The sequence below is a fragment of the Bifidobacterium catenulatum subsp. kashiwanohense JCM 15439 = DSM 21854 genome, from assembly GCF_001042615.1.
In the GTDB taxonomy this organism is placed as follows: domain Bacteria; phylum Actinomycetota; class Actinomycetes; order Actinomycetales; family Bifidobacteriaceae; genus Bifidobacterium; species Bifidobacterium catenulatum.
The window spans coordinates 722,480-738,228 of the sequence record NZ_AP012327.1 but is presented as its reverse complement, the minus strand read 5'-3'; the positions used below and the strand labels follow the sequence as shown (position 1 = coordinate 738,228).

The following is a 15,749-nucleotide window of genomic DNA, read 5'->3' as shown; positions in this document are numbered from 1 at the left end:
TGTTTTTCGACCATCCTCCGACCACAGGTCTCGTTCTCCACGCCACGGCAGCCTCCCGTTGTGTTCCAATACAGCTATGAACACTTCAATCGCATACCCGTTTGTTCCCTCACTGGGGTACAACCCCATCAACACCTTGGCTTCAATGCCGGGCATGCCCTGCCACTGTCGTACCGGCATACGCGTCACTCAAGCGCTGATCAACGCCAAACTCACTTCCGCATCGCGACGCCTCGATGATCTTGACGCCGCGCTCGCATCCAGTTCACTGCCCGATTGGACGGGAACCGCCGCCGAACTATATCGCGCGCGGCTCGATGAGTTACGCAAACAATCCTTGGCGCTGCGAGACGCGCTCAACGACACCTTACGCATCCTATGGTCGGTAGGTGCGGCATGAGCTGGCAAGTGACCGCCAGAGTCAGCGGCGGATGCAAATATTCCACAGAAGAAGCCGAAGCATATCTGCGTGCTGCGAAAGCACTCAGCCATGCGGCCGACGAACTGAACCGCACCCATGACTCGTTCCGAGCGTTGAGCTTTCAGCTTTCCACCTATCCCTATGCATCATCGGCCATCGCCCCGTTGTCCGGATCAAACTTCTACTGCAATGCCGCAGACCATATCGAATTGCCGTACAATCAACTTATCGAACGTTGCGACGGCCACGCGAGCGCACTGGGAGCGATGGCGGCACGATTGTCTGAATTATCGGCATTGATCATTCGTGCGCAATCTCTGTATTCCCAAGTCGATGACGCCGGCAGAAGGGCCTTAAACGAACTCCTGCAATTGACGATCACATCATTCCCGAAGGAGTCGATACTTGCTGGCATGGCCATGTCCGCCTTGGGATACGTGATGGGTTCCATCAACGAAGGCAAATCCAACCCCATCTACCTGTTGGATTCGTTGGATTGGGCACAGGAAGGCATTATGGGCGCGGCCGGCGCCGCACTCAGCGGATACGGCAAAGTCGCAGGCCTGTTGCATACCGACGAAGTCAACCATGCGGCCGGCACCATTTCCAAAGCATCCTCGCGTGGCTACAACCTTATTCAGGGCAACAACCTCACCGTCACCCGAGTACGGCCGAAAACCGAAGTGGTTCGAGAATCGCATAGCGTGGGCGAAGCGATGGAAGATCTTCGGCGTCTCGGCGAGGAACGTCTCGGCAAAGCCGATCTCGACAGCGGGCTTACGTACGGTACCATCGCCATCTCCAAATACCGTAGAACCGATGGCACCAACTCATGGCTCGTCACCATTCCCGGCACCGACGGCAAGCGGGATTCCCCGTTCGGATGGCCGCAGAACGTTGAGCTTATGAGTTCCGACAGCAAGCAGCGTATGGAGGCGGACAGCGCACGCATGGTGCAGGAAGCCATGAAACAGGCCGGCATCAACTCCGATGAGCCGGTTGCGCTGATCGGGCATTCGCAGGGCGGCATCGTCGCAGCCACCATCGCATCGGATCTGAAGGACGATTATGACGTCAAACATGTGGTCACCGCCGGATCGCCCGTAGCCAACCATCCGATTCCAGACAAAACGTGGGTGACCAGCGTGGAGATGGACGACGAGCTTGTGGCAGCCCTCGATGGAGCGCCCAATCCCAATTCCGAACATTGGCTGACCGTACGCGGCACTGCAAGCAAGTCCGACAACAATCCGAAATCAACGTTCTCGGGAACCCCCGTCATAGACGCTCCCGACAACAAGGAGATCACGCATTGGCTGAAATATCATCAAGCCGCATATCAGAACGCAACCGATATGGGATCGTCCGCCGTGAAAACCCACGAACGACATTTCGATGAGATTCTCGACGGCGACCTGCAGGAGGTCATGTATTTCGAAGGTCGTATGAGCAAATGAAAGCACACAGCGGCCATGCCGCAGCCGAGCAGAACCGATAACGCACGATAGGCGACATCCGCCGAGCGGACAGATACCCGGATCTCGTTTACGGCTGAACGTATGCTGTTACCTATGAAGCTTACTGATATCTCCCCTGCAATCGCATTGACTCCTCTTGACGGCCGTTACCATGGGCAGACCGCTCCGCTTGTCGAATATTTGAGCGAACCGGCATTGAACCGCGAGCGCATGCGTGTGGAAGTCGAATGGATGATTCTGCTTGCCAACGGTTTTGAAGGCAACGGCAACCAAACCATCGTTCCGGGCGTCAAGCCGCTTACCGATGAGGAGCAGGCGTTCCTGCGCTCCATCCCTGAGGATTTCGGTGCCGAAGGCATCGCTCAGCACGCCGCTCATGAGGCCAAAACCCATCATGATGTGAAGGCCGTGGAATATTATATCGACGATCAGCTTGACAAGGCCGCCGACGTGCTCGGCCATGAAACCCAGCTGACCGGACTCAAGACCCTGGTGCATTTCGCCTGCACGTCCGAAGACATCAACAACCTGTCCATTGCCCGCTGCGTGAAGAACGGCATCGAGAACGTGTGGCTGCCGGGCGCGCAGGCCATCCTCGACCATCTGGCTCAGAAGGCCGAAGAATACCGCGACAAGGCCATGCTGTCGCTGACCCATGGCCAGCCGGCTACCCCAACCACGCTGGGCAAGGAGCTTGCGGTGTACGTGTACCGTCTGAACCGCCAGCTGAACAAGGTCAAGGCTCAGGAATATCTCGGCAAGATCAATGGCGCTACCGGCACGTTCGGCGCGCATCTGGCCGCATGCCCGGATGTGGATTGGGTTGCCGTCTCCCGTGAGTTTGTCACCAACCGCATGGGTCTGACTTGGAATCCGTTGACCACGCAGATCGAATCGCACGACTGGCAGGCCGAGCTGTACGGTACCATCAGCCATACGAACCGTATTCTGCACAACCTGTGCGTGGATGTATGGATGTACATCTCCCGTGGCGCGTTCGCCCAGGTTCCCGTCAAGGGCGCCACCGGATCCTCCACCATGCCGCACAAGGTCAATCCGATCCGTTTCGAAAACGCTGAGGCGAATCTGGAGATCTCCTGCTCGCTGCTTGACACCTTGTCCGCAACGCTCGTCGAGTCCCGTTGGCAGCGCGATCTGACCGATTCCACCACACAGCGCAATATCGGTTCCGCACTGGGCTATTCCGTGCTGGCGCTCAATAATCTGATGGGCGGCCTGAATTCCATCCATCCGAACGACATCGCCATCGAAGCCGAGCTCGACTCCAATTGGGAGGTGCTTGGCGAGCCGATTCAGACCGCCATGCGCGCCTGCGAACTGGCAGGTCTGCCGGGCATGGACAAGCCGTACGAGAAGGTCAAGGAGCTCATGCGCGGCCATGAAATCTCCAAGGAGGCCGTCGAACAGTTCATCGACCAGCAGGCATTCGACGATGCCACAGCGGCCCGCTTGAAGGCGCTGACTCCGGCAACATATACCGGTGTCGCCGGCAAGCTGGTGGATTTCGACCGCTGAACCGCAACTGTCGAATAAGCGCTAAAAACCATGCATTTTGAGGGTGGCCACGTATTTCGTAGCCACCCTCAAGGCGTATTATCGAATGCAGTGGGGCAATGTGACCCACCTGAAGCCAATCTCATACGTATGGAGCAAGTCAACAGTGTCTCACTCCCCCGAAGCTAATAAGCCCGAGCCGCATATCGACGATGTGCCACCGAAGCGCAGCCGCGATTTCGCCGATTTGACGCACGCGTTCTTCGCGCTGGTGCTCGGCATAGGCGTAATCCTGTTCTCCGTGTATCTGCACGGCACCGCGTCCGGCGTGGAATCCGACGTTCGCTCCGCGGGACGTGTAGTCAGCTGGCTGATGGATGTGCCATCCTCCCTGCTGCAGCAACTTGCCATCGTATGCATCACAGTCAGTGTGCTCATTCAGCTGCTCGCATCCAAAGAGTGGCTGCAAAGCGTGGTTTCCGTGGTGTCCCTCATCTTCGGATTCTTCACGGTATGGGGCGTATCCGCGCTGATCAGCAATTCCGGCAATGCCATGCTGATCATTCCATTGCAATCCAACAGCACATCCGTAGGTACCGGACTGCTTCCCGACTTTTACGCCGCCATAGCGTCGTTCCTCACCGTTTCAGGCCCGCGTCGTATCCGCTCATGCACCAAATGGGGATGGAATGTACTGTACGCCGTGGCGATGCTGATGGTTGTGCTTTCATGGAATTCGCTGGCCGGTGCCATTGCATCCTATGCCATAGGCCGCGTTATAGGCATGCTGATTCGCTTCGCCATCGGCACGCAGAACAATGGCGCTTGGGGCACTCAAATCGAGCAATCGTTGCGTTCCATCGGCATTGATGTATCACTGCTTACACGCAGAGTCGCCCCATACGCCGATTCAGGAGTATTGAAGGCCACGTTGGATGATGATCTGATCGAAAACTCCCGTATCTACGATGTCGTCGATTATGAAGGCACACAGTACACCGTTTCCGTACTCGACAATCAGGTACATGCGGCCGGTTACCTCAATCAGGTGTGGCAGTGGCTTCGCCTGACCGGTGTTTCCATGCGCCGCGATCGTTCCTCCGTTGACGCCATGCACCATCATTACGCCATGATTCTTGGCCTATCCAATGCCGGCTTAGAAACTCCGAACGTATACGGTGTGGCTGATTATGGAGAATCCTCCATTCTGGTGTTCCACCGCAACCACATGCCGCTGGAATGCAACCAAAACACCATGTCCGACCATGACATGGAAGCATTCATGGAATATCTCACAGCAGCGCATCGCCATGGTTTCACACATCGGCGCATCACACCCGACACCTTGTCTCGTATGGAGAACAATCAACCGGTGATTGCCGGATGGCAGAATGGCGATTATGGCAGCGCATCGCCAAACTTCGCCCTCGACAAGGTGCAACTTCTCGTATTGCTTGCGACGTTGAACGGCGTCGACCGTGCAGTCGCCTGCGCTCGCAGAACCTGGGGCGATGAGCAGCTGATCAATCTGGCGCCTTTTGTGCAAAAAGCCGCCGTTCCAGCCGCAACGCGCGCACTGCCAGGTTGGGATAAGAAGATGCTTGCCGATCTACGCACACGGATTTCCGCGCTTGCCCCGCAGAATGTTGCGGATTCGATGGAAAAAGTCACGCTATCGCGATTCAGCTTCCGCTCCTTCTTCGCCATCGCCTTGCTGGTGATTGCCGTATATGTGGTGTTCACACAGATCCAGCCGGCCGAGATGATCAAAGCGGTCAGAGACGCGAATCTCGCTATGGCCCTTGTTTGCGTTGCTCTCGGTTTTATTGCATGGCTTGGCTCCGCCATTACCTTGGGCGTGTTCATGGATTCCGATAAACGCAATACGATCGGCTTGTATTGCTCTCAGATGGCATCCGGCTTCACCGCCGTTTCCATGCCGGCCGGTGTTGGTCCCGCGTTCGTCAACCTTCAGTTCCTGCGTAAAAGCGGTTATCGCAGCACCGCCGCGACGGCGGTTATGAGCGCGGTCTGGGCCGTGCAAGGAGGCACCACCATCGTGCTGCTGCTGACGATCGGCCTGTTCACGGGGCGCAACACCTTGTCCGGCATGATTCCGACGAATACGCTGATCATGGTGATCGCCCTCGTCGCACTGGTCGTGTCGGCGGCCATGGCGATTCCTCCGGTACGTCATTTGGTGACCGAGAAATATCTTCCGATGGCAAAGACCTATGCACGCAATCTAGTCGACGTTCTCGCACGCCCGAAAGAACTGGCTTTCGGCATAGCGGGCGCATTGGTACTCAACCTTGCGACCGGACTGGGCTTCTGGGCCGCGTTGATGGCCTTTGGGTGCCACGCGAATCCCATAGAAACCACGTTCATCTTCCTGCTTGCCAACACCTTGGGTTCCGCGGTTCCCACACCTGGTGGTCTGGGTGCCGTGGAAGCCGCGCTGTCGGTGGCGTTTACCGCCGTAGGCATCCCCTCCACCATTGCTGTTTCCGCTACTCTCGTCTACCGAATCGCCTTCTACTGGCTGCGAATTCCGGTCGGCGCACTGGCTATGAAATGGCTCGACAAGCACAATTTGATCTGACAAATACCCCCGTACGCTTTGGTTTCCCCCCGATTTTCAAAAAAAGCACCTAAAGCCCTTGTAAAATGCCGTTTTCCTCATAACAGTGCGCTAATATCATAGAGAACGTGGATGTTCGTAATCAGAATATCCCCTGATCCAAGAAGGATGCTTTATGGCATACAACAAGTCTGATCTCGTCTCGAAGATCGCTCAGAAGTCCAACCTGACCAAGGCACAGGCTGAGGCAGCTGTGAACGCTTTCCAGGACGTGTTCGTCGAGGCAATGCAGTCCGGCGAGGGCCTGAAGCTGACCGGCCTGTTCTCCGCTGAGCGCGTCAAGCGCGCCGCACGCACCGGACGCAACCCGCGCACCGGCGAGACCATCGAGATCCCGGCAACCTACGGCGTTCGTATTTCCGCCGGCTCCCTGCTGAAGAAGGCTGTCACCAAGTAATTATTGTGATGATGGACGATCAGATGCCCCGACCACGATGGTCGGGGCATCTCTTTTTCTGATTCCCGCATGCAACCGTTTCTCAGGTTGATCCTGCGCTAGACTATACATATTAGACATCGTGTCCATATAGATGGGGAATCTCATGACCGACCAACGCAAAGAAGTCATCAACCAACTTCACGAACTCAACATCCTGATACTGCACACCAAACTCAAGGCAACGCGCGCACAGACCGCGCTTCGCGCCGCAACACGGGTACGCAATGTCGAAGCGGCCCGTCGTGGCATGGCACCGCTGCAGCAGCTTCCAAAATCATCAGGCATAGCAACGCATATGCTTGAATGCCTGAACGAAGAGGAACTTTCCACTCTCAGCGAACTTCTGCAACGTATCATCGACAACACTGACACCAGACTCCTCGGCGAAGAGTACGCGGAACGACGTAAAGCCATCCATGAATTCCTTATGCTGAATCACACAGACACGGAGGTACAGGAATGAGCGACGAGCAGGAGAACGCTCCCAAGGCAAACGGCCCCAAACCAATTCGTATCGGCAAACGATCCCTGTTCACTCCAAGTGAGGCCGTGGCTGTGGAACAGCATTCCGTGACACCTCACGTGTCACGCACCCGTTATGGAACCGCACGCATCGAAGGTCGCCTCTCCTCCCCCAATGCGCGAGTGCCCGCAGTCATATCGCAACATTGCGGCGGCATCACAGTCAAAGGCCATACGCTCAAATCGTTCGCCTATACCACCGACGCCGTGATCATTCGCAACACTAATGCCAACGCCATTCTCGCCGTCTACCCGTTCACCGGCGAGCCGGTCATCACACAAGCGCTGCTCACCGTAGCCCAGATGCCGTTGTTCGTAGGCGTGGGCGGTGGCACCACCACAGGTCCACGTGTGGCCGAATTGGCCATGGTGGCCGAAATGCAAGGCGCGGCAGGCGTTGTCATCAATGCGCCCGCTCCTGCGGAAACCATCGAAACCACCATGCTGATGGTTGATATTCCAGTCATCGCCACAGTCACGGAAGACGATGAGACCACCGAATGCAAGATCCTTGCCGGCGCGGCCATCATCAATGTGGCGGCAGGCGCACGCACCGCTCAGGTTGTGGCAAGCATCCGCATGCATCATCCGGAAATCCCAATTCTCGCATCAGGAGGCGGTTCCGAAGAACGCATTCTCGCCACCATCGAAGCAGGTGCGGACGCTATTACATGGACGCCGCCAAGCGCACAGCAGCTGCAATCGCAGATGATGGCGAAATACCGCGGCGAAGTCTGACTTAGATCGGTCTAAAGCGGCACTAACCGCTTTAGAATCACGCAACGAAATAACGGAACGCGAATACGAGAGTGGGACACGATCCATGAACCTCGACCGTGTCCCACTCTCGTAGATGCGTGCAAACCATCTGCCTTCACCCTATGCCAAAGCATCAAGCATGGCCTGGAAATCCTCGTTTCCTTCACATTGAAATGGATCGAGCAAGACCGTGTCCATCTTCCGTGGTGTCTGCAACGACAATCTGGTCCAATCGCAGGAATACTGCGCGCCATACGCCTTGGCCGCGCTGACAAACCTGCCGCGCAATGCGGCACGCGTATCTGCTGGAGGCGTGGTGCGGGCCTCCTGAGCCTGCCAATCGCCAATCAATGAGTGCAAAGTCCCACGACGAAGCAACGAGTCATACAACGCACCATTGGCCACGTCATGATAATCCAAATCCAGTTGCTCCAATTTGCGCTGTGCAACATTCCCACCGGAACGGGTACGCAGCGCTTCAAACAGGCGATGCTTGCACACCCAGTCCACCTTGTCGCTCAAGGCATCCACATTGCCGGAACGGAATACTTCCAACGCATTGCGCCACTGACGAATCACATCGTGCACATCGGTGCGCGGCAATGACGAAGCCACTTCCGGATGCTCATCCACGAACTGTTCCACAGCCTGCAGATAACGTTCCTGCATGGCTACGGCACCACCCTGCAACGTCGATCCGTCGGCCATGTCGAACGAAGCAGTCACGCCGCTCATATCGCAGCTGACCGCACGATTGGCGGCGCTGGCATCCGCGAACGCGAAACGTGAGAATCCCGACTCACGCCCTTCACGCCCCGCCTGTTCGATGACGCACAACACCAGATGCGTGGTGGCAAGCTTCATCATCGTGGCCCATTGGGAACGATTCGAATCCCCTATAATCACGTGCAGTCTGCGGAAAGCGTCAGGATCGGCGTGCGGCTCGTCCCTGGTGTTGACCATTGGACGAGATCTTGTGGTCGCCGATGAAACGGCCTCATCCAGAAAATCAGCGCGCTGCGTGATCTGGAAACCCGATTTCGTCACGCGCCCGGCACCAGTGAACAGCTGCCTGGTAATCAGGAACGGCAGCAATTCATGTTCAATGACTTCCAACGGCACAAATCGACGTACCAGATAGTTTTCATGGCAGCCGAACGAATGCCCCGCGGAATCCACGTTGTTTTTGAACACATGCACTGTGGCATGCGCCCCATGAGTGGAACGGAGCCTCTGCTGGGCGTCCAACGCAAGGTCGCGCATCACCAGTTCGCCAGCAGCATCCACGGCCAGAGCATCCATGGGATCGCAGGCCTCGGACGTGGCGTATTCAGGATGCGATCCGACATCAAGATACAGTCGCGAACCGTTTTCAATATACGTATTGGTCGATCGCGCGGAGGCAATGATCGGTTGGAACATCATCATTGCCGTCTGGCTGGCGTCGCATGGCGCATCCGCACCGGTCACACTGACGCCGTATTCGGTTTCAATGCCGAAAATACGGGCGAAAGAATGAACCTCACGCAATGTTCCCGCATCAAGCGGAGACGAGGAATGATTGCCGCTGTCTCGCAGCTGTGGCATCATTCGCCGCCTTTTTGCACGAAACTACCGACATATTCCTCGGCATTGGACTCAAGCACCGATTGGATGTCGTCAAGCACAGCATCCAACGCATCAGTGGTTCCGTCGACTTGCACGCCGGCGGATTCGACAATGTCGCCCACCTCTTGGCCTGCGGATGCGGATCGAGCCTGGTCAAATTCCTGAGGCATGGCATTCCTCCCTGTAACTTCCAGTTGCAAACCTACAAAAAATGCTGCGCCACACCTTATATCAGGTGTGGCGCAGCATGCAACACTATGCCAAATACTGGCTCAAATCGTTGGTGATTAGGCCGTTGGTGGCCACCACATCGTTCTCCTGACGCCAGTGAACGCCTTCGCCGTTCCACTGAGTCAGATGGCCTTGCGCCTCCCAAATCACCACGGCACCGGCAGACACGGCAGGCACGTCCCACTCATGCAAGTGCGGTTCGAAATACGCGTCGTACGTGCCATCGGCCACCTTGCACAAATCAAGGGACGCCGGGCCGACACGTTTAATATCGGCAGGACGCCCGGCGATCTTAGCCACCACATCGAGCGCGCGTTGTGATTCGGACGATACCGGGGACATGCCGAAACTCACCACCGAACCATCGAGGGACGACGTGGTGGAAGGAATGATTTTCTCGCGTTTGTCTCCCAATGGGGTCTTACGAATACGGATCGCACCGGATCCACGCACCGCAAGATACGTCAATCCCAGCGCCGGAGCGTGCACGATCGAAAGGATCGGCTGTGCGGAGCACTGGTCGTTGAATTCGAATAATGTCACGGTGATGGTCCATTCCGGCATGTTGCGTGCGAAATTGATCACGCCGTCGATGCCGCCCACGCACCAGTATCGTTGGCCGGGATAGCACTGCTCCGGCCTCAGCTGCCAGAAGCCATCGAACACGTCGACATAGGTCAGACGGTTGCTGATGAACTGCTGTAGGCGCTCGTCGGTGTTTGAAGTGAAGTGGAAGCAGTCTTCGGACACTTCCAGCCTTCTCATGTCGTGCGGATTCGTCTGGTCGTTCAACGCATGCTTGCCTGCGTCCTGCAGGATGCAGGCGACTTCGAGGGCGATTTGCCTCAGTTCCATAGATATGCCTTTTCGTTTCCTCTGTACAGTCCCGGCACGTCCTCTCTCCTAAAAATACCGGGATGATGTTACCTGTTGTCAATGGTCGTTCTTCGCGACCAATTGATGGTAATGTTACCCGCACAGATTGCATTTCACCGTAACATTTCCAAAATCGACGCCGCATCTTGGACACGTTCACAATAGCCAGAACATTGAGATTTGCCGTATTTCAGAGGGTCCGACATATCCAATGAGACCATCGGATTCTCCACGGTATTATCACTAATCGTTCGATGACGCACGGTAAGACGAGACCACGATGCGGCCACGACCTGCTCAGGGAAACGACGAATAATCTCAGCACGCAACCACGCACGAGTAGTCGATGGCGCTTCAACCGCAGCCTGTTCCAGTTGCTCGTCCATGACCAGACGTTCCGTTTGGGCACGCAACCGATCGAAAATCGAATCGGCGGGATCGATCGCAGCCCATTTCAAGTCAACGGCCGCGATGCGCGCATCACCCCAGCCAGAGCCGATCTTGCGCCGCAGCTTCTCCAACAACTGCCATTTCAACAGCCATTCGACGCGGGAAGCTTCCCCATGCATCGCAAGTCGCGTATCATCGTCGGCATGGCGAATGGCCGCCACATCGGCGAGCGCCTGTCCCCACATCGCCATGATGTTGCGGGTGGAACGGTCCGGCCATGCCGGTTCGCCAGACGTATCGGTCCCATACACCACGGCTGCGGCGGCATATACCAGAGAACGCAATGTGATTTCGATCTGCCATGCCGTGGTTTCACCGCCGTATTCCAGCGGCAACGCGGCACCCAATGTAAGATCGTGCGACACCTCATGCATGGCGCGCACCGGATCGGCAAGAGTGGTCGGCCTCAAGGCCTCATCCATGTTCAATCCCGCCTCTTCGGCATGTTCAAGCAGCCAAAGCAGCATGCTGGTGGTGCCGAGCTTCAGTGCTTGCGGCACATCCATACGGTTTGCGTCGCCGACAATCACATGTAGTCTGCGATATTCGTCGGTGCTATGCGATTCGTCCCGCGTGTTGATGATCGGCCTGTCGAACGTGGTCTGCAAACCGACTTTCATATGGAAGTAGTCGGCACGTTGGCTGAGCTGATAACCTGTGGTTTCGCTCCGCTCGCCGATGCCGACGCGACCTGATCCCGTGAAAATCTGCCTTGCCACAAAATGGGCCGTCATGAGTTTCGCAACCTGGTCGAATGGCACCGAACGCAACATCATGTAGTTTTCGTGCGTGCCCCAGCTTGCGCCTTTACCGTCGACGTTATTGCGATGCAGTACGATTGCGGTGCCGGCCTGTTTGCTGGCTTTGCGCGCACAGGCGCACATGATGCGGTCTCCGGCATGATCATAGAGCACGGCATCAAAAGGATCATCGGTTTCGGGAGACGAGTACTCCGGATGCGCATGATCCACATACACACGTCCGCCATTAGCTGCGATCACGTTGGTGATGTTGAGCTGCGGCGCGTCGGTAAGTAGGTCGGGATGTGCCGCGGCGCGTTCCAGTCTGGTACCTCGCGCGTCGTTGACGGGGTCTTCCTGCCGATAATCCCAGCGGATATGCTTGGTTCGTTCGTTTGCCGCGGCACCAACCACGTCGAACGACAATTGCACAGGATTGTAATGCCCAAGTTTCGGCGCCGAAACCGCATATTCGGTTTCCGTACCCATGATTCGACGAACGCTCATCGATATGACTTCCTTTCGTCTGCTTTCACATTATCCAACAGCATTACGCCACTGGGCGGATGCTGGTCACATGCCCGGCATCCAAACCGTTGATGCGGCTCCACTGCTCCGGATCGGCATCCAGCACCGCATCTTGGGTTTCCATGAATTCCTCGTCGACTGCTTTAGCCAGCAAGTCGACACCGATCGCCGCGGGCCGACCATCCTCGATGGAAATCTTCACGGCGTGGGTTTTGGCACGATCCACAATGTTCTTCAACACCGCTCCAGACACCACATCTGCCAGATATACCGGATGCCATTGGCCATGCTCATCACGCACATCACATAGATGCCGATGCTCGTCGTTTGCATAAATGTCGTTGACCAGCACGCCAATTAGGGCCTTCGCATCCAATTCCGGCACCAGCGGCAGATCATCGGTCAGATAATGGCGGATGATCTGCGCCGCCTGTGCCGTCTTCGGACGTTCCACGCGAATCTTCACGTCCAATCGTCCAGGACGAAGCACTGCTGGATCAATCATGTCGATACGGTTCGACGCGCCGATCACCATAACATTGTCAAGCGTTTCCACGCCGTCAAGTTCTGCCAAAAATTGCGGAACAATGGTGGTTTCCACATCCGATGACACTCCGGATCCACGAGTGCGCAGCAACGAATCCATCTCGTCGATGAACACAATCACCGGCTTGCCTTCCGCGGCACGTTCACGCGCACGCTTGAAAATCATGCGGATCAACCGTTCCGACTCACCTACGAACTTATTGAGCAGTTCCGGCCCCTTCACCGACAGGAACACACCCCTGCCGCCGTCCGCGTCTTCAGCAAGCGCATTGGCTACGGCTTTGGCGATCAGAGTTTTGCCATTGCCCGGAGGCCCATACAGCAGCACACCTTTCGGTGGCTTCAAATCATACCGTTCGAACAGTTCACGATGCAGAAACGGCATTTGCACGGCATCGCGAATACGTTCGATCTGCTCGTCCAAACCGCCAATGTCGGCAAACGTGACATTCGGCACTTCCTCAAGCACCAAATCAGCGTCATTCTGCGGGGGAACCAGCGCAAGCGCGAATCGCATGGACGAATCGACCGTAACACGATCGGCCACACTGATTACAGCCTTCGACAACGTGCCCGAACGACGGACCAATGTAGCATTGCCGCCATTGTCGATTACCAGCAATCGTCCATCATCAATAACCTGTTTCACCGTACGCACTGCGCCCAACGTGTCGGTGTCAGTCTGCGAAACCACCACCATGTTTTCGTTGAGCAGCACAGTCCGCCCCGCCTCGAGTCTGGACGCCTGCACATTCGCCGCAACCGGCACGATCATGCGTCGCGTACCGGAAATCACTTCGGCGCTGGCATGCTGCACACCCTGTTCGTCCGTTCGAGCGGAATACACGCGCACCATGGTGGCAAAAGTCATGGGAGGCCCGGCCAACTGGTTCAGTTGTGCCTTGGCTTTGGTGAGCTCCTGAGTGGCGCGGTTCAACGCCTTGGCCAGCGCATGGTTCTTGGCCATCAACTGATCGTTGGTCTCGCCCAATGATGCCAACGTATCGTCACGCTGATCCATGCAAACCCCACTTCCAACACGCGGGAACATTCCGACAAACCCAAGCCGGAATGCAACCGCCCCATACATTCACCCACTAAGAATACTCATTGTCCGCATGATTTCCGACAATCAAAACCATGCTTGAACAAGAATCGCCGAACATCGCACCCACGCCCACCCTTTCTCAGCCGGGTCTGCTGGTCATGGATGTGGATTCCACGCTGATTGATGAGGAAGTCATCGACGAGTTGGGCACCGCCGCTGGAATTGGCGAACAGATTGCGTCGATTACCGCGCGTGCGATGAATGGCGAACTTGATTTTCGCGAGGCATTGCAGGCTCGCGTCGCATTGCTGAAGGATTTGCCGACTTCGGTATTCGATGATGTATATCGTCGTGTGCATTTTACGCACGGTGCACTTGATTTGATTGATGCCTTGCATGCGCATGATTGGAAAGTCGGCGTGGTTTCCGGCGGCTTTCATGAAGTCGTGGATTGTCTTGCCTCCGACGCGCATCTTGATTTTTGGATTGCGAACCGTTTGGAAGCCGCGAATGGCCGTCTGACCGGCCGTGTGCTTGGCGATATTGTTACGAAAGATGTGAAGTTGCAGTCGCTGCATGATTGGGCTTCACACATGGGCATCAGTATGGATCAGACCGTTGCGGTTGGTGATGGGGCCAATGATCTGCCGATGATTCATGCCGCCGGGCTCGGTGTGGCGTTCTGCGCCAAGCCTGCGGTTCAGGCGGATGCTCCACATCGTGTGAGCGAACGCGATTTGACGCGGATTCTTGATTTTCTTCGTTGATTTTCGAGATTTGACACTTCTGATGATTTGAATCGCAGTATCACAAGCTTGATATAGCAAAAGTTGCCGTGTGAAATCATGATGTTCACACGGCAACTTTATATGGTCTACATGTTTTCAATTTTACTTGCAGTAGGCTCCATCGAGATGAGCACCTCTCGCCCAGTCGGCGGCACGCATGGCCTTTTTGCCTTGGGCTTTGACTTCAAGCAATTCCAGTGGATCTGAGGAAGTGCCCACCCATACGTTCTTCTTTCCGGCCACAATCTGCCCCGGCTCAAGCGAAGCGGGCGTGTTGGGATTGCTCATATCGGCGCTCTGTGCTCGAAGCACGTGCAGTGTGGTCGGTTCAGCTTCAGCGTTGGCATGCAGTTCGCACCATGCGCCCGGATTGGGTGTGCAGGCACGAATCTGACGGTCCACCGCGAACACAGGAATGTCGAAACGAATATGTGCGTCTTCAACGGTGATCTTCTGAGCTATCTCATATGCGCCGGCAGGCTGTTCCACCGGAATGATCTGATCGTCGGCCATAGCCTGCAACGATGCGGCAAGCAGGCGTGATCCATCTTCGGCAAGACGGTTCAGAAGCTCGCCGGCGGTTTCGTGCGCTCCGATTTCCACGGTGGATTGCGCCAGAATCGGACCGGCATCCATGGCGCGCACAATGCGGAACACCGTAGCACCAGTCACCTTTTCGCCGGCCCAAATGGAACGCTGCACAGGAGCCGCGCCGCGCCACTGCGGAAGCAGCGAGAAATGCAGGTTATACCAGCCCATCGGCAACGCGTCGAGCACATCTTGCTTCAGGATTTTGCCGTACGCCACCACTGCGGCAGCCTGAGCTCCGGTGGCTGCCAGTTCGGAAATGAAGGTTTCCTCGCTCGGATCGGATTCGATCACCGGCAGGCCAAGCTCAAGCGCAGCCTGTTTCACGGGATTCGGCACCAACTTGCGTCCACGACCGGTAGGCGCATCCGGTCGGGTGAGTACTGCGACCACTTCAAAATGCTCGGTGTCTTCAGCCAGCAGCTCCAACGACGGCACAGCAACATCCGGAGTACCGGCAAACAGCACTTTCAGCATGGAAAGTCCTCCTTATCAAATCCTCATTCACATCGTTATCATCGTGGAATCATTCCGTCATATCAACAGCACGCATATCAGCAGCGTGTGCAAT

Annotated in this window: 14 protein-coding genes; 8 read left to right on the top strand and 6 right to left on the bottom strand. The window is 56.3% G+C overall.

The window, feature by feature from the left end; translation table 11 throughout:
• The first annotated feature begins 76 nt into the window (after positions 1-76).
• From BBKW_RS03150 to BBKW_RS03120, 7 genes are all read left to right on the top strand, one after another.
• Entirely contained in the window at positions 77-400 is a 324-nt protein-coding gene (locus tag BBKW_RS03150; RefSeq protein WP_033501310.1) for a hypothetical protein, read from the top strand.
• Positions 397-1,878, top strand: a complete 1,482-nt coding sequence (locus BBKW_RS03145; RefSeq protein ID WP_033501311.1) for a PGAP1-like alpha/beta domain-containing protein — start codon at positions 397-399, stop codon at positions 1,876-1,878. Before BBKW_RS03150 ends, BBKW_RS03145 begins: the two co-directional genes overlap by 4 nt.
• Positions 1,879-1,992: 114 nt before the next feature.
• Entirely contained in the window at positions 1,993-3,435 is a 1,443-nt protein-coding gene (gene purB / locus BBKW_RS03140) for an adenylosuccinate lyase (RefSeq protein WP_033501312.1), read from the top strand.
• An 85-nt stretch (positions 3,436-3,520) separates the two neighbouring features.
• On the top strand, positions 3,521-6,016 hold the full coding sequence (locus BBKW_RS03135) for a lysylphosphatidylglycerol synthase transmembrane domain-containing protein (RefSeq protein WP_228429052.1): 2,496 nt from the start codon (positions 3,521-3,523) through the stop codon (positions 6,014-6,016).
• Between the two features lie 154 nt (positions 6,017-6,170).
• Entirely contained in the window at positions 6,171-6,452 is a 282-nt protein-coding gene (locus BBKW_RS03130) for an HU family DNA-binding protein (protein ID WP_003808664.1), read from the top strand.
• Positions 6,453-6,597: 145 nt separating this feature from the next.
• On the top strand, positions 6,598-6,957 hold the full coding sequence (locus tag BBKW_RS03125; protein WP_033501313.1) for a hypothetical protein: 360 nt from the start codon (positions 6,598-6,600) through the stop codon (positions 6,955-6,957).
• On the top strand, positions 6,954-7,754 hold the full coding sequence (locus tag BBKW_RS03120; RefSeq protein WP_033501314.1) for a dioxygenase: 801 nt from the start codon (positions 6,954-6,956) through the stop codon (positions 7,752-7,754). Before BBKW_RS03125 ends, BBKW_RS03120 begins: the two co-directional genes overlap by 4 nt.
• A 141-nt stretch (positions 7,755-7,895) precedes the next feature.
• On the opposite strand, the gene pafA is transcribed toward BBKW_RS03120, so the two are convergent.
• From pafA to arc, 5 genes are all read right to left on the bottom strand, one after another.
• Positions 7,896-9,362: a Pup--protein ligase gene (gene pafA / locus BBKW_RS03115; RefSeq protein WP_033501384.1), complete on the bottom strand. Its 1,467-nt coding sequence runs from the start codon at positions 9,360-9,362 to the stop codon at positions 7,896-7,898.
• Positions 9,362-9,553, bottom strand: coding sequence for a ubiquitin-like protein Pup (locus BBKW_RS03110; RefSeq protein ID WP_033501315.1), 192 nt, complete (start codon positions 9,551-9,553; stop codon positions 9,362-9,364). Before BBKW_RS03110 ends, pafA begins: the two co-directional genes overlap by 1 nt.
• Positions 9,554-9,638: 85 nt before the next feature.
• Positions 9,639-10,469: an inositol monophosphatase family protein gene (locus tag BBKW_RS03105; protein ID WP_033501316.1), complete on the bottom strand. Its 831-nt coding sequence runs from the start codon at positions 10,467-10,469 to the stop codon at positions 9,639-9,641.
• Positions 10,470-10,603: 134 nt separating this feature from the next.
• Positions 10,604-12,187: a depupylase/deamidase Dop gene (gene dop, locus BBKW_RS03100; protein ID WP_171842729.1), complete on the bottom strand. Its 1,584-nt coding sequence runs from the start codon at positions 12,185-12,187 to the stop codon at positions 10,604-10,606.
• Positions 12,188-12,230: 43 nt separating this feature from the next.
• The gene (gene arc, locus BBKW_RS03095; protein WP_033501317.1) at positions 12,231-13,805 is read right to left on the bottom strand and encodes a proteasome ATPase; all 1,575 of its coding nucleotides are present in this window, start codon (positions 13,803-13,805) and stop codon (positions 12,231-12,233) included.
• A gap of 89 nt (positions 13,806-13,894) precedes the next feature.
• Between arc and serB the strand changes: the two genes are divergently transcribed.
• Positions 13,895-14,569 (top strand): phosphoserine phosphatase SerB, encoded by a 675-nt coding sequence (gene serB / locus BBKW_RS03090; protein WP_033501318.1) that lies wholly within the window; start codon positions 13,895-13,897, stop codon positions 14,567-14,569.
• A 123-nt stretch (positions 14,570-14,692) separates the two neighbouring features.
• Here the strand turns inward: serB and fmt are convergent, their stop codons facing one another.
• Entirely contained in the window at positions 14,693-15,655 is a 963-nt protein-coding gene (gene fmt, locus BBKW_RS03085) for a methionyl-tRNA formyltransferase (protein ID WP_033501319.1), read from the bottom strand.
• Positions 15,656-15,749: the final 94 nt, after the last annotated feature.